The organism is Janthinobacterium sp. Bl 1 (assembly GCF_058215535.1).
The window spans coordinates 2,614,544-2,630,587 of record NZ_CM177086.1; the positions used below are offsets into that span (position 1 = coordinate 2,614,544).

General features: G+C 64.3%; 19 protein-coding genes. 7 read left to right on the forward strand and 12 right to left on the reverse strand.

Annotated features, from left to right (window positions below; translation table 11 throughout):
* Nucleotides 1–41 precede the first annotated feature (41 nt).
* The 4 genes from AC4BCN_RS11910 (at nt 42) to AC4BCN_RS11925 (ending at nt 4,938) form a co-directional block, all read left to right on the forward strand.
* Entirely contained in the window at nt 42–1,340 is a 1,299-nt protein-coding gene (locus AC4BCN_RS11910) for a cytochrome c (protein ID WP_490493378.1), read from the forward strand.
* A 15-nt stretch (nt 1,341–1,355) separates the two neighbouring features.
* On the forward strand, nt 1,356–1,823 hold the full coding sequence (locus AC4BCN_RS11915) for a (2Fe-2S)-binding protein (RefSeq protein WP_034757277.1): 468 nt from the start codon (nt 1,356–1,358) through the stop codon (nt 1,821–1,823).
* Nucleotides 1,816–4,134 (forward strand): xanthine dehydrogenase family protein molybdopterin-binding subunit, encoded by a 2,319-nt coding sequence (locus AC4BCN_RS11920; RefSeq protein WP_490493379.1) that lies wholly within the window; start codon nt 1,816–1,818, stop codon nt 4,132–4,134. Before AC4BCN_RS11915 ends, AC4BCN_RS11920 begins: the two co-directional genes overlap by 8 nt.
* A 138-nt stretch (nt 4,135–4,272) precedes the next feature.
* Nucleotides 4,273–4,938, forward strand: coding sequence for a dienelactone hydrolase family protein (locus AC4BCN_RS11925; protein WP_490493380.1), 666 nt, complete (start codon nt 4,273–4,275; stop codon nt 4,936–4,938).
* A 26-nt stretch (nt 4,939–4,964) separates the two neighbouring features.
* On the opposite strand, the gene AC4BCN_RS11930 is transcribed toward AC4BCN_RS11925, so the two are convergent.
* Nucleotides 4,965–5,384, reverse strand: a complete 420-nt coding sequence (locus AC4BCN_RS11930) for an ester cyclase (protein WP_072454661.1) — start codon at nt 5,382–5,384, stop codon at nt 4,965–4,967.
* 343 nt (nt 5,385–5,727) lie between these two features.
* Here AC4BCN_RS11930 and AC4BCN_RS11935 point away from each other — a divergent pair, with 343 nt between their 5' ends.
* On the forward strand, nt 5,728–6,621 hold the full coding sequence (locus tag AC4BCN_RS11935; protein ID WP_072454659.1) for a LysR family transcriptional regulator: 894 nt from the start codon (nt 5,728–5,730) through the stop codon (nt 6,619–6,621).
* A gap of 70 nt (nt 6,622–6,691) precedes the next feature.
* Here AC4BCN_RS11935 and fghA read toward each other — a convergent pair whose 3' ends face one another.
* The 6 genes from fghA to AC4BCN_RS11965 all read right to left on the reverse strand — a co-directional run bounded on the left by fghA (nt 6,692) and on the right by AC4BCN_RS11965 (nt 10,533).
* Nucleotides 6,692–7,558 (reverse strand): S-formylglutathione hydrolase, encoded by an 867-nt coding sequence (gene fghA / locus AC4BCN_RS11940; RefSeq protein ID WP_338681845.1) that lies wholly within the window; start codon nt 7,556–7,558, stop codon nt 6,692–6,694.
* 56 nt (nt 7,559–7,614) lie between these two features.
* Nucleotides 7,615–8,478 (reverse strand): NAD-dependent protein deacetylase, encoded by an 864-nt coding sequence (locus AC4BCN_RS11945; RefSeq protein WP_338681847.1) that lies wholly within the window; start codon nt 8,476–8,478, stop codon nt 7,615–7,617.
* A 49-nt stretch (nt 8,479–8,527) separates the two neighbouring features.
* Nucleotides 8,528–9,199 (reverse strand): signal peptidase I, encoded by a 672-nt coding sequence (gene lepB / locus AC4BCN_RS11950; protein ID WP_070304325.1) that lies wholly within the window; start codon nt 9,197–9,199, stop codon nt 8,528–8,530.
* Between the two features lie 172 nt (nt 9,200–9,371).
* Nucleotides 9,372–9,614, reverse strand: a complete 243-nt coding sequence (locus tag AC4BCN_RS11955) for a hypothetical protein (protein WP_070304326.1) — start codon at nt 9,612–9,614, stop codon at nt 9,372–9,374.
* Nucleotides 9,611–9,862 carry a hypothetical protein gene (locus AC4BCN_RS11960; RefSeq protein ID WP_338681848.1) on the reverse strand — a complete coding sequence of 84 codons (252 nt, stop codon included), beginning with the start codon at nt 9,860–9,862 and terminating at the stop codon, nt 9,611–9,613. Before AC4BCN_RS11960 ends, AC4BCN_RS11955 begins: the two co-directional genes overlap by 4 nt.
* A gap of 131 nt (nt 9,863–9,993) precedes the next feature.
* Nucleotides 9,994–10,533, reverse strand: coding sequence for a GNAT family N-acetyltransferase (locus tag AC4BCN_RS11965; protein ID WP_338681850.1), 540 nt, complete (start codon nt 10,531–10,533; stop codon nt 9,994–9,996).
* Between the two features lie 83 nt (nt 10,534–10,616).
* Between AC4BCN_RS11965 and AC4BCN_RS11970 the strand changes: the two genes are divergently transcribed.
* Entirely contained in the window at nt 10,617–11,009 is a 393-nt protein-coding gene (locus AC4BCN_RS11970) for a VOC family protein (protein ID WP_139092346.1), read from the forward strand.
* Between the two features lies 1 nt (nt 11,010).
* On the opposite strand, the gene AC4BCN_RS11975 is transcribed toward AC4BCN_RS11970, so the two are convergent.
* On the reverse strand, nt 11,011–11,595 hold the full coding sequence (locus tag AC4BCN_RS11975; RefSeq protein WP_128139740.1) for a DinB family protein: 585 nt from the start codon (nt 11,593–11,595) through the stop codon (nt 11,011–11,013).
* A gap of 150 nt (nt 11,596–11,745) precedes the next feature.
* Here AC4BCN_RS11975 and AC4BCN_RS11980 point away from each other — a divergent pair, with 150 nt between their 5' ends.
* Nucleotides 11,746–12,741: an HDOD domain-containing protein gene (locus AC4BCN_RS11980; protein WP_456149300.1), complete on the forward strand. Its 996-nt coding sequence runs from the start codon at nt 11,746–11,748 to the stop codon at nt 12,739–12,741.
* Nucleotides 12,742–12,767: 26 nt separating this feature from the next.
* Here the strand turns inward: AC4BCN_RS11980 and AC4BCN_RS11985 are convergent, their stop codons facing one another.
* Genes AC4BCN_RS11985 through AC4BCN_RS12000 form a run of 4 tightly spaced genes read right to left on the reverse strand, consistent with a single transcriptional unit; the run spans nt 12,768 to nt 15,999 of the window.
* Nucleotides 12,768–13,469, reverse strand: coding sequence for an ABC transporter ATP-binding protein (locus AC4BCN_RS11985; RefSeq protein WP_128139739.1), 702 nt, complete (start codon nt 13,467–13,469; stop codon nt 12,768–12,770).
* Entirely contained in the window at nt 13,462–14,175 is a 714-nt protein-coding gene (locus tag AC4BCN_RS11990; RefSeq protein ID WP_456149301.1) for an ABC transporter ATP-binding protein, read from the reverse strand. The genes AC4BCN_RS11985 and AC4BCN_RS11990 overlap by 8 nt, the downstream gene beginning before the upstream one ends.
* Nucleotides 14,168–15,130, reverse strand: coding sequence for a branched-chain amino acid ABC transporter permease (locus tag AC4BCN_RS11995; RefSeq protein ID WP_128139737.1), 963 nt, complete (start codon nt 15,128–15,130; stop codon nt 14,168–14,170). Before AC4BCN_RS11995 ends, AC4BCN_RS11990 begins: the two co-directional genes overlap by 8 nt.
* A complete protein-coding gene (locus AC4BCN_RS12000) occupies nt 15,127–15,999 on the reverse strand; it encodes a branched-chain amino acid ABC transporter permease (RefSeq protein WP_034757323.1) in 873 nt (290 codons plus the stop codon). The genes AC4BCN_RS11995 and AC4BCN_RS12000 overlap by 4 nt, the downstream gene beginning before the upstream one ends.
* Nucleotides 16,000–16,044: the final 45 nt, after the last annotated feature.

Below are 16,044 nucleotides of genomic sequence, written 5' to 3' on the forward strand. Positions count from 1 at the left end.
GCGCGGCAGGCGCGTGCCTGGCCTTTTACCGGACTCCTGTTTTGCTCAAGAAAATCTTCACCGGCTTGCTGCTGTCGCTGGCATTGCTCATCGTGGCGGCCCTGGCCGCGTATCTGTATTACTGGCGACCCGCGCTGGCGCCCATCGATCCCCCTGCCGTCACGGCATTTTCCCCGCAAGTGGTGGAGCGGGGCCGCATCCTGGCCGGCATGGGCAATTGCGCCGCCTGCCATACGGCCAAGGGCGGCGCCGAGTACGCGGGCGGCCACGGCCTGGCCACGCCGTTCGGCACCATCTATGCGACGAATATCACGCCTGACCGGCAAACGGGCATCGGCCGCTGGTCGCTGGCCGCCTTCCAGCGGGCCATGCGCGAAGGCGTGGGCCGCGATGGTGCCCATCTGTATCCCGTCTTTCCGTACACCCATTTCAACCTCGTCTCGGATGCGGACCTGACGGCCTTGTACGCGTATTTCATGACGCGCCCGCCCGTGTATGCGGTGGCGCCCGCCAACAGCGTGCCTTTCCCCCTGAACTTGCGGCCGCTGCAGGCAGGCTGGAAGCTGCTGTTCTTCAAGCCGGCCAGCTATCAACTCAATCCCGCGCAAGGCCTGGACTGGAACCGGGGCCGCTACCTGGCCGAAGGCCTGGCCCATTGCGCCGCCTGCCACACGCCGCGCAATGCGCTGGGCGCCGAACTTGCCGGCTCATCCTATCTGGGTGCGCCCATCGACCACTGGTATGCGCCGGCCTTGACCAGCGCCAACACGGCCCCTCTGCCGTGGACGCAGGACGAGCTGTACGCCTTTTTGCGCACGGGGGCGACGTCCCTGCACGGCGTGGCGGCCGGGCCGATGTCGGCGGTCGTGCACGAAGGCATGGGTGCTTCGTCCGATAGCGATATCCGCGCCTTGTCCGTGTATTTTGCGGGCGTGGCCGGGGCCGAACAACGCCAGGTCGATACCGATACCGTGGTAAAAGCCGGCATCAAGCGTTCGCAGCGCGTCAGCCTGGTCGACAACGACCGTGGCGCCAGCCTGTACGTGGCCGCCTGCGCGTCGTGCCACTCGAACAGCGATGGCAAGCCTGCGGCGCTGCGGCCGGAACTGAGCCTGAACAGCGCCGTCAGCGCGCCCGATCCCGCCAACCTGATCCAGGTGATCCTGCACGGCTTGAGCAAGGACGAAGCCATGCCCGGCGTGCTGATGCCCGGCTTTGCCGCCTCGCTGACGGACAACGACGTGGCCCAGCTGGCCGCCTATTTGCGCCGCAGCCGCAGCCACCAGCCGGCCTGGACGAATCTGGAAGCGGCCGTGGCCCGCGCCCGCGCTGGCAAGTAATTACTGAAAGACTCTATGTACAACATGACCGTGAATGGCCAGCCCTTCGGCACCGAGGTTGACGCCGAGACGCCCCTGCTGTGGGTGCTGCGCGACGAAGTGAAATTAAAAGGCACGAAGTTTGGCTGCGGCATCGGCATGTGCGGCGCCTGCACCGTGCACGTGGATGGCCGCGCCATGCGCTCGTGCATCACGCCGATTGCCGCCGTGGCCGGCTGCGCCATCACCACCATCGAAGGCCTGTCGCCCGATGGCACGCACCCGTTGCAGCGGGCGTGGCTCGCCACGCAGGCGCCCCAGTGCGGCTATTGCCAGTCGGGCCAGATCATGCAGGCGGCCACCCTGCTGAAAGATTACCCGCAGCCGACCGATGCGAATATCGACGCCGTCATGAGCGGCAACCTGTGCCGCTGCATGGCGTATGTGCGCATCCGCAAGGCGATCAAACTGGCGGCCGGCATGCAGGAGGCGCCCGGTGTTTAAGTTACCGAAAGAAAATTCAGTTGCCCGCCCCAGCGCGCTAGGCCGGCGCGGTTTCCTGATCGCCGCCGCCGGCACGGGATTTACTTTGGCCTTCTTGCGCGCCGACAGCACCCTGGCCGCAGGCAAGGCGGCGCCCATGCAGTCTAAGCAAAGCGTTGCGCCCGTGTTCGATCCCGGCATCTGGTTCCAGATCGGCCGCGACGGCATCGTCACCGTCAACATCGCCAAGGCGGAAATGGGCCAGCACATCGGCACGGCCCTGGCGCGCATCGTGGCCGAGGAGCTTGAAGCGGACTGGAGCAAAGTACGCTTGCATTACGTGGACACGGACCCGAAATGGGGCTTGATGGTGACGGGCGGCAGCTGGTCCGTCTGGCAGAATTTCGACCCGCTCAGCCGTGCCGGCGCGGCCGGGCGCCTTGCGCTGGTCGAGGAGGGCGCGCGCCTGCTGCGCGTGCCCGTGTCCGCCTGCCACGCGAGGCTGGGCGTCGTGCATGGCCGCGGGCGCTCGATCAGCTATGGCGACATCGTGCGCCGTGGCAAGCTGGCGCGCCAGTACACGCCCGAGCAACTGAAAGCCATCGTGCTGAAAACGCCGCCGCAGCGCAGCCTGATCGGCCAGCACGTGCAGGCGCTCGATATCCCCGCGAAAATCAATGGCACGGCCGTGTACGGCATCGATGCGGAAGTCGAGGGCATGCTGTTTGCGCGCCCGAAGATCCCGCCGACCCGCTACGGCGCGAAAGTGGTGTCCATCGATGATACGGACGCGAAAAAGGTGCAAGGTTATCTGCGTCGTGTCGCCTTGCAGGATCCCAGCGGCACGGTACCCGGCTGGGTCATGGTGGTGGCCGAAACGTATGCGGCCGCCATGCGCGCGGCCGAGCTTGTGCAAGTCAAATGGCGGGCTGGCGCGGCGGCCCACGTGGCGGAGCAGGATATTGTCAACTACGCCACCAAGCAGCTGGCCGATGCCAGCCTGGGCGCCCGCGTCGTCGATGATGATGGCGTGGAGCAAGCGTTCAACGATGCCAGCCTGCAGCTGGAACGCCACTACACGGCCAGTACTGTGCTGCATTTCCAGCTGGAACCCGTCAATGCCCTGGCGCAGGAAATCGACGGCGTCTGGCACATTCATGCGGGCAACCAGTGGCAATCGTTGATACTGCCCGTGCTGGCGCAGGCGTTGAAGGTGCCCGAGAGCCATGTCATGCTGCACACCTATCTGCTCGGTGGCGGTTTCGGGCGGCGCCTGAATGGCGATTATTGCGTGCCGGCCGCGCTGGCGGCGCAAGCCGTGGGGCGGCCCGTCAAGATGATATGCACGCGGGCCGACGACGCCCGTTTCGATTCGCCCCGTTCGCCGTCCGTGCAGCACGTGCGCATGGCGTTCGATGATGCCGGCAAGGTGTCTGCGATGGTGCACGAAGCGAGCGCGGGCTGGCCCACGCAAGCGATGATCCCCGCTTTCCTGGCCAAGGATAAACAGGGCCATCCGTATGACCCGTTCGCCATCGCCGGCGCCGACCACTGGTATTCGGTGGGTGCGCAGCGCGTGCGGGCCGTGTCGAACGACCTGGCCAACAGCAGTTTTCGCCCCGGCTGGCTGCGTTCCGTGGGGCCCGGCTGGACGAATTGGGCTGTGGAAAGTTTCATGGACGAGGCGGCGCAGGCGGCCAAGGTCGATCCGCTGGCGTTCCGTTTGTCGCTGTTGCAGGCCACCGGGCGCAATGCGGGCAGCGCGCCGAACGCCGTCGGCGGCGCCGCGCGCCTGGCCCATGTGCTGCGGCGCGTGGCGGACAAGGCAGGCTGGGGCACGGCCATGCCGCCCGACACGGGCCTGGGCATTGCCGCCACGTTTGGCCAGGAACGCGACATGCCGACCTGGACGGCCTGCATTGCCAGAGTGAAAGTGGACCGCAGCACTTGCATGGTGAAAGTCGAAAAGCTGTTCATGGTCATCGACGCGGGCAGCATCGTCGACCCCGATGGCGCGCTGGCGCAGGCGGAAGGGGGCGCCCTGTGGGGCGTGAGCATGGCCTTGCATGAAGGCACGGCTTTCCTCAACGGCCAGGTGAAGGATACCAACCTGAATACCTACACACCCCTGCGCATGGCCGACGTGCCCGAGCTCGACATCGAATTTGTTGCCAGCACGCAAACATCGACGGGCATGGGCGAGCCGCCCACGACGGCCGTGGCGCCAGCGATCGGCAACGCCATCTTTGCCGCCGTGGCCTCGCGCGTGCGGCATTTGCCGATCCGCCCGGAAGCCGTGCTCAAGGGGCTGGACCGGCACGGCGCTGTCTGATGCGGGCGCGTGGAGAATTTGACGTGCGCCGCGCGAGAACTGGCGCAGGCTGGTACACTGATGCTTGCCGATCAGCGCATTAGCAGCGTGATTTCAGCTTGATGTCAGCGTCATTCCAGCTCGATAGCGGAGGCAGCCATGCAAGAACAATTTGTCAGCATCACGGCCGATGAACTTCAAATGGAAGGCGTGCTTGAAATGCCCGAGCGGCCCGTGGGCATCGTCCTGTTTGCCCACGGTGCGGGCGCCGATAGCGACTATCTGGGCGCTTCCAGCCACGCCACCTCCCAGGATTTTTTGCGAGCGGGCATCGCCACCTTGCGCTTCGACCAGGGCGGTGTCGAGCCTGGCGGCGGCAGCAATGGCCACGCTTATTTCGTGCGCAGCGATATCGTGCTGCTGGCGCGTCAATTGGAAAAAGCCCTGGGCTGGCTGCAAGTGGACCCATCCACGCGGCGCTTGCCCTGCGGCTTGTATGGCTATGGCACCAGCGCGGCCGTCGTGATGCAGCTGGCGGCCTGGCGCAGCGCGGAAATCGCTGCGCTGGCCGTCTGCGATGGCCAGGTGGAAATGGCCGGCAAGGCGGCGCTGGAAAACGTGCGGGTGCCATCGTTGCTGATCGTGGGCGGACGCGACCCCGACGTGGCCGGCTTGAACCGCATGGCATTTGCCACCTTGCGTTGCGACAAGCAATTGGAACAGATCGCCGCGCCCAGCGGCCCCGACACGCGCCACCAGGCGGCGCTGCTGGCAACGGACTGGTACACGCGCCATTTCAACGGGCATACCAGTACGGCGCAGTAGTGGGACAGAGCAGCACTTATGGCTGCTCAATGCGACGGCACGGCACCGATTTGCTGTAATAAGCCAAGCATGTCGGGCTGGCCGCGCTCCTCGACGAACTTGCCGTCGGACAGACGGTAGAGGTTCATGGCTTGCACCGCAATCTGCTTCCCGGTAGGCGGCACACCGAAGAACGTTCCCTGATGTGTGCCGCGCATAATGAACCGGGCGGCGACTTTATCACCTTCGGCCACCATTTCTTCCAGGGTCCACTGGATGTCGGGGAAGCCTTCACGCATCATGGCGATGATGGCGAGATATCCAGCCGGCCCTCGCATGGGCTCCGGACTTCCCGGTACGTGAAAGATTGCGTCTGTCGAGATGAGTTCGTCAGCCAGTGCCTGGCTGGCGGTGTTGATGAACTCAACAAACTTCTGCATGGTGAGCCTGTTTGCTTCCGATGTCATGGTAATACTCCTTTATCGACGATATGAGTGGTTTAAGGTGCGTATGCACTTGTGCTGCCTGGCTTGATGCTGCCGCTGGTGGTGAAATGATCGATCTGAAATGGATGGCCGACCGGCGATCGGATTGGTGAACACGACGTCCTCGCCCGACAGGTGGGCGCGGGGCGCGCCGGCCGGGGCGGCGTACGAGGGCAAAGCAAGGCCGTCTGCGGAGGAGCGATTAAAGCGGTGCATGCTTATGCCCGGGAAAGAGAATGCCGCTACTTTGGACTATAAACGCCAGAAGATAAATGTCGATTAAAATTGGTCACTTGAAATGTGGCGTTTGTAATGGGTGGATGCGATGGACCGACTACTGAGCATGACCGTGTTTGCCAAGGCGGTCGAGCTGGGCTCCTTTTCCGCTGCCGCCGACGTGTTCCGCATGTCGCCGCAGCTGGTGGGCAAGCATGTGCTGACTTTGGAGCAGCACTTGGGCATCCGCTTGCTCAACCGCACCACGCGGCGCCAGCATTTAACGGAAATCGGGGCAAGCTATTACGAAAAGGTGAAAGTCATTTTGGCCGAGGTGGCCGCTGCGGAGGGATTGGCCGCCGAGAGCCATGCCCGTCCCAGCGGCCGCCTGCGCGTCAACGCCCCGCTCACCTTCGGAATCCACGCCTTGATGCCACGCCTGACCGAATACATGGCGACCTACCCGGATGTGCAGGTCGAGGTGTCGCTCACGAACCGGTATGTCGATGCAATCGAGGAGGGGGCGGACGTCGTGTTCCGGGTAGGCGAGCTGGCCGACAGCAGCCGCATTGCCCGCCGCCTGGCGCCGTACCGGCTGATTCTCTGCGCTTCGCCCGCCTATCTGGCGTCACACCCGCCCATCATCTCGCCAATGGACCTGGCCAGCCACGAATGCCTGGGCTTTGCCTACACGGAGTTGCGCAGCCACTGGAGCTTCGACGGTCCGGACGGCCCGGTGACGGTGCCGGTAACGGGCCGCCTGATGATCGACAGCGGCGAGGCCCTCCTGATGGCCGCCCGCGCCAGCATGGGTGTCATGCTGCAGCCGGCGGAATTGCTGGAAGCCGACATCGCGGCAGGCAGGCTGGTGCGCGTGTTGCCGAAATACCGGGCCCCTGACAGGCCTCTGCACTTGCTGTATGCGCCAGACCGCCAGATGACACCGAAGCTGCGCAGCTTCATCGAATTTTCTGTCGCCGTGTTCGGCAGCGGCAAGGACTGAGTTTTTCCACGCGCCTCGCCCGTATCGAAAATTTCCATAGTCCTGGCACTGTGACATGTTTCACTGGCGCCTATATGGCGCGCAGATTCCTCGCATGGAAGCGCACGTGCTCTTCCATGAAGCTGGCGATGAAGTAATAGCCGTGGTCGTAGCCGGCATGGCGGCGCAGCCGTAATGGCTGGCCGGCGTCGCGGCACGCCGCTTCGAAGACATCGGGGTGCAGTTGTTCGGGCAGGAATTTGTCGGCCAGGCCCTGGTCGATCAAGATGCCTTCGGGGAACAGCGGCGGCTGGCCCTGCAGGCCGCGCATCAGCGCGCTGGCGTCGTACTGCTGCCAGCTGGCGGCATCACCGCCCAGGTAGCCCGTGAATGCTTTCTTGCCCCATGGACATTGGCTCGGTGCGGCGATGGGGGCGAAGGCGGATACTGAGCGGAACAGTTCCGGGTTGCGCAAGGCCAGCACCAGTGCGCCATGGCCGCCCATCGAATGGCCGAAAATGCCCGTGCGTTGCGCATCGATCGCCAGTTCCTGCTCCAGCAGGGCGTGCAGTTCCAGCAGGTAGCTGTACATGCGGTAGTGGCTGCTCCATGGCGCCTCGGTGGCGTCCACGTAAAAGCCGGCGCCCGCGCCGAAATCCCAGGAGTCGCTTTCGCCCGCGATGTTCGCGCCACGGGGGCTGGTGTCGGGGGCGATCAGGATCAAGCCTTCCTCGGCCGCCACGCGCTGCGCGCCGCCCTTGATCATGAACGTTTCTTCCGTGCAGGTCAGGCCCGCCAGGTAAAACAGGGCGGGGCGCCTGGTGGTGACCGTGGCGCCCGGCGCCGTGTCGGGAATGAAGGCCGAGAAACGCATGGGCAAGCCGATGGCTTGCGCGTCGTGGCGATAAAAGCGTTGTACGCCGCCAAAACAGGCGTGTTCACTCAACAGTTCCAGCATGAATTCTCCTCGTTAATGCCACAGTATAGCCAGAGCGGCGCGGGGCCGGCACGGGATCAGCCCAGCATGGCCGCTAATGCAGGCAAGATGTCTTGTGCCGGGGCATCGGCCTTGAATGCCAGCAAATGGTCGGCGCGCGTCTTGCCCATGTTGATGGCGGCCACGGGCTTGCCCGTTTCGGCCGCCATGCGGCACAGGCGAAAGCTCGAATACACCATCACGGACGAGCCCACCACCAGCAGGGCGCTGGCCGTGTGCATCTTGCTTTCGGCCTCGGCCGCACAGGCGGCGGGCACGCCATCGCCGAAAAACACCACGTCGGGCTGCAAGGTGCCACCGCAGCGGGGACAGACCGGCACGTGGAAAATGGCCAGCTGGGACGGCTCGAGCAAGGCGTCGCCATCGGGCGCCGGCGTGGCCGTGGCGCCCAGCAGTTGGGGATTGTCGCGTTCGAGTTGCTCCTGGATCAGGCGGCGCGTGTGGCGGGCCCGGCAATCGAGGCAGACGACGCCATGTATGCTGCCGTGCAACTCCGTGACGGCGGCGCTGCCGGCTTGCTGATGCAGGCCATCGACGTTTTGCGTGATCAGGCCGCCTATTCTCTGGCGCTGGGCCAGTTGCGCGATGGCCAGGTGGCCGGGATTCGGCGTGGCGCGCGCCAGGGTCGGCCAGCCCACCATGCTGCGCGCCCAGTAGCGGCGGCGCACGGCTTCCTGGCGGCGAAAATCGGGTCCTTGCACGGGCGCATTGCCGCGCCGTACGCCTTCCGTGTCGCGGTAGGCCGGTATGCCGGACGCCGTGCTGATGCCGGCGCCCGTCAGCAGCAACACGTCGGGATGGCGCTGCAGGAACTGGGCCAGTTGATCGAGAGCGTAGTGCTGACTGGCTGGCTGCAGGCTGGCTGAGGAAAAGTTTTGCATGATGCGCCATGCTAACCGAAAAGCATGGCGCTGTTGCACGGGACGGCGATTACTCCAGTTTCATGCCGAAACGCTGCAGCCGCGGCTGCCAATGCTCTTGGATATTGGCCGAGACAAGGATGCGCTCGGCCTTGCCAATCAGCAATGCGCGGGGCACGAAACCGAAGTAGCGCGAATCGGCGCTGTTGTCGCGGTTATCGCCCAGCATGAGGAAATGGTCGGCCGGCACCGTCACGGGGGCGAAGCTGCGGGCCGCGCCTGCGATTTGCGGCAAGACCTGGATGCGGTGCTGTTCCGTCTGGTTGCGTTCGCTGATGCGCTGCGCCGTCAGCTGGCCCACGTGGGCGATGGTTTCAGGCGCCGTGTCGAGCGCCGTGTACTGGGCGGGCTGGCCATTGATGACCAGCTGTTCATTGCGCATTTCCACCGTGTCGCCGGGCAGGGCGATGATGCGCTTGATCAATCGCGTGCCGTCTTTCGGCGAGGAAAAGGTGACGATGTCGCCCCGTTGCGGTTCCCCCAGGCGCTGCAGCACGATATCGGTGAGCGGCACTTTCAGGTTGAAGGCGAGGCGGTTGACGAAGACCACGTCGCCCTCGAGCAGATTGGGGCGCATGGATGCCGACGGTATGGGATTCCAGTCCGCCACGGCCGTGCGGAACACGCCGAACAGCAGGAGAAACATCAAAAAACCTTTGTTGGCGCGCATCCATGTGCTCATGTCGGCTCTTTCGCTGGGCTGTGCCCGTGATGGTGAAGGGAAACGCCATGGCTGCTGGCGACCTGTTCACGATGCACGGCGAGGCTGAAGCCAGTCTTAAATAGGCGCACTGCGCAGGCAAATGGCAGGCATGGTATGACTGCTGTTGCGTGCACGCATCACCATGCCGGTTTCAAGGATGGCGGCATGGTGACTGCGTATCGTCGCCATTGTGCAGGCGCTTGCCATGCATGTCATCCCACAGCTCACCGAGCGCCACCAGCAAGCCGCCACCCACGAAGGGGATGGCCACCAGCCATGGAATGCTGTCGAGCCAAGGGCCCAGCACGATGGCCGAGGCCACGGCGATGACGATGGCGCTGCACCAGAAGCGGCGCGGATGCCGGAGCGTCAGCAGGTAGTGAAGATCGTTCATAAATCCTCCTTGGTGAGCATGCGGAACAGCCGGGCGGCCAGGATGCTGCTGACGGCGATGACGATGCAGCCGTCCAGGAAAAACAGCACCTTGCCCACCAGGTGCATGCCCTGCACGAGATAGGCGGGCAGCTCCCGCGCTTCCGCCCACTGTGTCATGCGCGCCAGCACGATGGCGGCGGCAAAGATGACGATGGCCAAGGCCAGCACCAGCAGCACATGTTCGAACAGGCGTAGCCGCAGTTTCATGTTGGACTTGGCAAGGTTGGGAAGATTCCCGAGCCTTGACGTTATCAGTCCATCATGGTGCAGCTTTGCGCTGTGACAAAGTCGCCCCTGATAGGATAAAAGTCGCGTTGCTGCCGGAAAAATGCGGCATCTCAGGCCATGGTTTGCGTGTTGCGCCGCTCAAAATACAGCAAGTCCGACCAGGCATTCTGGAAAAACATGGCTTGTTCCGACTTGCCATACTGATGAAAGCCGTTGCGCTGCATGACGGCGACCGAGCCCAGGTTTTGCGGCCGCGCCGTCGCTTCCAGGCGCCACAGGTCCAGCGCGCCAAACGCTTCGTCCAGCAGCAGGGCCACCACGCGCGTGGCGTAGCCGCGTCCGCCGAACCGTTCGCCGATGCGGTAACCGAGCGCTGCCTTGTTGAAATAGGGGCGCGTGACGCCCGTCAGGTTGACCCTGCCGATGATTTGCCCGTCCAGCTTGGCCAGGTATTGGTAGGCGCGGTCCTGTTCGCGTTCGCGCTGCGCCTGCTCGATGGCGGCGGCGATGGCTTCCTGGTGATAGTAGGACGGCGCGCGGGCCGTGACCCAGTGTTCAAAATACGCGCGGTTGTCCAGTTCGAAGGCCAGCAAAGCGGGAAGGTCGGCGCTGGAGGGCGGGTGCAGCTGAAGGCGGTCGAGGTCTGGCATGGGAGCGTGTCGGAAACCGTTGCGCCATTATAATCAGCTGGCGCATTGCGCCGCACACCCGTTTGAACTCAAGAAGGAGCAGCATGCTGTCCCATATCTGCCTCGGCACCAACGACTTTCCCCGCGCCTACGCTTTCTATGCGGCCCTGCTGGGAGAACTCGGTCTGATCGAAAAATTTCATGACCCGGCCAAGCCCTGGGCAGGCTGGATGGCGAAGGATGTGCCGCGGCCCCTGTTCGTGCTGACGGCGCCGCATGACGGCTTGCCCGCCGCGCCTGGCAATGGGCAGATGACGGCCTTGCTGGCCGCCAGCCGTGCGCAGGTGGACCGCTGCTACCAGGCCGTGCTGGCGCTGGGCGCCGCGTGCGAAGGGCCGCCCGGTTTGCGCCCGCATTACCACGCCCATTACTATGGCGCCTATTTCCGCGACCTCGACGGCAACAAGCTGTGCGTCTGCTGCCACGCCGAGGAATAACTCAGCGCGGTCCCCAGACGTCGTCTTCCGTCCAGCCCAGTTCCAGGAAATCCTGCGCCCGCTCGCTTGCCTCGCCGGCGCAATAGAATTCATCGAGCTGGGGCGGCGCGATGCGCGTGCCGGCCAGCATGGCATGCACTTGCCCCCGGTGGTGGATCTGGTGCTGGAACAGGTGTGCCAGCAGGCGCTGGCGCGTGTCGACTTGCGGCGTGTCGCGCAATATCGTCACGGGCCGCGCCAGGTCCGCATCGCACAGGCTGCGGCAATGGGCGATCAGACGCAGGTCCGACGCGCGCTGCGCTGCATGCAGGGCCGCGCAATCGGTGAACGGTTCATCGTGTTCAAAGAAGACGTAGCAGTCGGCATGCGGTGCTTCGCCGCGCAGCTCGCGCTCGAGCGCATCGAGATAAAACCAGTCGCATGTGAGGATGTGGTTCAGGGTGAACTGGATGGTGGGAAAAAAGCTGACGCGCGTGGCCTGGAATTCGGCCTGGGTCAGCTGGCCGCACGCCTTCAACAGGCGGTGGTTGGCCCAGCCGTTGTTGTACGCCTGGCTGGTGAGGTAGTGCGCAAGTGGATTGTTCATGATGGATCGCTTGTCGGGCAGGGCAGGGGCATTCAATGCCACTTTAGCATGTTGCGGCAGATGGACAAAGCGCTCACGCCAGCCGCACCAGCGCTGCCATCATCAAGTAAAATCATGGAGCGGATTGCGCGATAGTGATGCAGATAGGGCTTGGATAGCAATATGGGCTGGATAGGAAAATTACTGAACGGCGGCGACGAAAAAAGCAAGCCTGCGGCAGTCGCGGCAGCGGCGGCTGCCGAGGCGGCACGGCAGCCAGCCACCATCACCGAAATCGATGCCATGTACTACCGCTGGCTGGCGGCCGCGAGTGCGGCGCAGGCGCCGGATGAGACCGAACAGCAGATTCTGGACGAATTGGCGCGCCTGACCCGTGAACCGATCGCTGGCGCTGCGCTGGTACCGCGCATTCCGGCCATCATTCCGCAGTTGATGCGTACCTTGCAAGATGAAAACATGAGCGCGGCCAAGCTGTCGGCCCAGCTGGCCCAGGACGTGCTGCTGGTCGCCGAGGTCTACCGCGAAGCGAACCGGCCCTGCTACCAGTCGCGCTATAACGCCAGCCCGTCGATCAGCAATATGGAAGGCGCCATCATGCTGCTCGGGCAAAACGGCATGCGCATGCTGCTCGCCCGCGTCGCCTTCCGTCCCATCGTCAGCATGCAAAGCGGCGGGCTGACCGTGCGCACGGCACCGCTGATCTGGCGCCAGTCCGAGAAATGTGCGCTGGCGGCCAGCCTGGTCGCGCCGGCCATGCATGCCAACGCCTTCGATGCCTATCTCGCGGGACTGATGGCCAATGTCGGCCTGGTGGTGGCGTTCCGGCTGATCGACCAGATGCATGCGCCCGATGTCTTTCCGCAATCGGACGCCTTCATTGCCCAGGTGTTTGCGCAAGCGCGCATCCTGTCGGTGCGGATCGCCGAATTGTGGGAGTTTCCCCAGTCCGTGACCCGCGCGATCGGACAGGTGGGGCAGGCCGATGCCGATCCGCAGGCGCAAGCGCTGGCACTGGGCGAGCGCTTGAGCAAGCTGCGCATGCTGGCCGATACGGGCCGCTTCCCCGCCGACGATCCTTTCGTGACGAGCGGACTCGACAAGAGTGCCCTGCTGGCGTTTGGCAAACTGGCCGACGACGAGGACTGATGGCGGCCGCGTGCGGCCGATATCGCTCAGCGCGCAAAATACAGTTCGTGCAGGTGCTCGAGGTCGACCTCATCGGCTTTTTGCGACAGCGCCACCTTACCGCTTTGCATCAGGTAGACGTGATCGGCCACGCCCACGGCCCGCGCCGTGTTTTGTTCCACGAGGATGATGGTGCGCTTGCCGTCGTTCAGGCGCGCGAGGATCTCGAACAGTTCGTTGACCACCAGCGGCGCCAGGCCCAGCGATGGCTCGTCGATGATCAAGAGCGACGGGTCCGACATCAGGCCCCGCGCCATCGCCAGCATCTGCGCCTCGCCGCCGGAGAGCGAGCCGGCCAGCTGCTTGCGCCGTTCGTGCAGGCGCGGGAACATGGCGTAGGCTTCGGCCAGGCGCGCCGGCATGTAGCTGCGGTGCTCTTTCGGAAACGCGCCCATGATCAGGTTTTCTTCCACGCTCATGTCGCGGAACGTCATGCGCCCCTCGGGTATCATCGTCACCCTCGCATCGCTCATCTTCCACGTCGGCGTGCCGTTGATGGGCCTGCCATCGAGCGCGATGCTGCCCGCGCCCACGGGCAGCAAGCCCATGATGGCGCGCAGCAGGGTCGTCTTGCCGGCCCCGTTCGGGCCGATGATGGTGGTCAGCTTGCCCTTCTGGATAGCCAGCGACACATCCCACAGCACATTGATGGCGCCATAGCCGGCGCGCAGGTTTTCAATTTTAAGCATGGGCTGCCCCTGTATAGCTTTCGATGACGGCCGGGTCGCGGAAGACGGCGTCGGGCGTGCCGTCGGCGATCAGCTGGCCAAAATTGAGCACGGCTACGCGCTGGCACAGATTGCTGATGGTTTCGATGTCGTGCTCGATCATGACGATGCCCACGCCAAAGGCCGCGTGCAAGTCCTTCAGCATGCCCATGAAGCGGCGCTTGCCGTTCGTTTCCAGGCCCGCCAGCACTTCGTCGAGCAGCAGCAGTTTCGGGTTCGTCGCCAGCGCCTTGGCCACTTCCAGCGCTTTCAATTCCGTCAGCGCCAGTTCGCTGGCCGCGTCGCGCTCGGCCTTGTCCGCCAGGCTCGTGAAATCGAGGATTTCATCGATCTTGCGCTGGTCCACCTTGCCCGTGCCGAAGCGCTGCGCCACGACGAGGTTCTCGCGCACCGTCAATTCATGCATCGGTTGCGGAATCTGGAAGGTGCGGCCCAGCCCCAGGCGAGCGCGCTGGTACATGGGCGTGGCCATGATGTCGCGCCCCTCGAAGCGGATGCCGCCGCTGGTGGGGCGCACGAGGCCCGAGATCGCATTGAACAGGGTGGTCTTGCCGGCGCCATTCGCGCCCACCAGGCCGATCACGTCGTGGCTGGCCACTTTCAAGGTGACGGAATCGACGGCCGTCAGGCCGCCGAAGCGCACGGACACATTATCGAGTTCAAGCATGTGCTTTCTCCTTCGCTTTGAACGTCTTGCGTAGCAGCGGCAGCAAGCCGTTCGGACTGAAGACGATCATCGCCACCAGCAGCACGCCCAGCACCAGCTGGTGGCCCGTGGGGATCAGCGACTTGAAAATCAGCTGGTCGACCAGGTAGACCACCACGGCGCCCAGCACGGGGCCGAGTATCGTACGGTAGCCGCCGAAGATGGCCGCCACGATCGGCAAGGTCACCCACAGGCTGTTGAAGGCGTAGTCCGGTTCCAGGAAGTTGATGTAGTGGGCGTTGAAGGCGCCGAACAGGCCAGCCATGAAGGCCGACACGAGCAGCATCGCGCCTTTCAGCAAGGTGCTGTTGACGCCGACGACGCGCGTGGCGTCTTCGCTGTCGTGCATGGCGCGCAGGGCGATGCCGTAGTGGCTGGCGCGGATGCGGCTGTAGGCAAACGCGCACGCCACCACCAGGGTCAGCACGACCAGGTAGGCGCCCGTCTTGCTGGCCAGATCGAAGCCGAAGACGGTGGGCAAGGTGGGAATATTGTTGATGCCGCCGGCGCCGCCCGTCACCGAGCTCCATTCCGTGGCCAGGATGCGGAAGATGTGGGCGTAGGCGAGGATGGCCAGCGCAAAATACGGCCCGCGCAGGCGCAGCACGGGCAGCATGATGACGGCGGCGATGGCCGCGCCCGCGCCGCCCAGCAGCATGGCGGCAAACACGGGCAGGCCCAGTTTCACGGTGGCCAGCGCGGAAACATATGCGCCCACGCCGAAGAAGGCCGCATGGCCGAAGCTGACCATGCCGCCCAAGTTACCCAGCAGGGCCCAGGACATGGCCACGCCGCCGATGACCAGGGCCGCCACCACCATGCTCATCACGTACTGGTTGGCGCCCAGGGCCAGCGGCACGGCGATATAGGCGGCCAGCAGCAGGCCCGCCGTGGAAATCAAAGTCGAGCGCTTCATCCGCGCCTCCGTTGTGCGCCGAACAAGCCGTTCGGCATGATGAACAGCACCAGCAGGAACAGCACCATGCCCGACAATTCCTGCAGCGCGGAGCTGGCCAGGGTGACGGTCAAGGCTTCGGCCACGCCCAGCAGCACGGCGGCCAGCAGCACGCCGGGAATGGAACCGATGCCGGCCAATACCGTGATGATGAAGGCTTTCACGGTCAGCGCGCCGCCGTAGGCCGGCTGGATTACGCCATAGCTGAACAGGGCGACGCCGGCGAAGGCGGCCAGGATGCCGGCGACTAAAAAGGACACGAGTTCCGTGCGGCCCGGGTCAATGCCCATCAGCTTGGCCGCGTCGCGGTTGCTGGAAACGGCGCGCACGGCGCGGCCATACCAGCTGGTCGACAGCCAGCGCCACAGGGCCGCCATCAGCACCAGGCTGACGCCAAAGAAAATCACTTCGCTGCGCATGCTGAAAAACGGGCCGATCTCGATGCCTTCCTGCAGCCAGCTCGACGACGTCGAACGGATGTCCGCCTTCCATACGAGCAGGATGAAATTGGTGAGGATCACGCCGATGCCGTAGGTGAGGATCAGCGAATTGATTTCGCGGTCTTTCTTGATGCGGCTGACGATCAGGTACACGCCCACGGACGTGAGGCTGACGATCACCAGCGCGATGGGAATGGCGAACATGGGACCGAGTCCCAGGCCTGATTCCACGCTGTAGGCGATGTAGGCTGCCAGCAGTACCAGCTCACCGTGCGCCAGGTTGATCACTTTCATGGTGCCGAAGACCAGCGCCAGTCCCAGTGCGATCAGGGCGTAGGAGCCGCCCTGCAGCAAGCCCGAATACAGGGCTTGCAAGATTAATTCTGTCATGTCGTCATCCCGTCAGGCCGCCCTGGCGCATCTTGAAGATGCGCC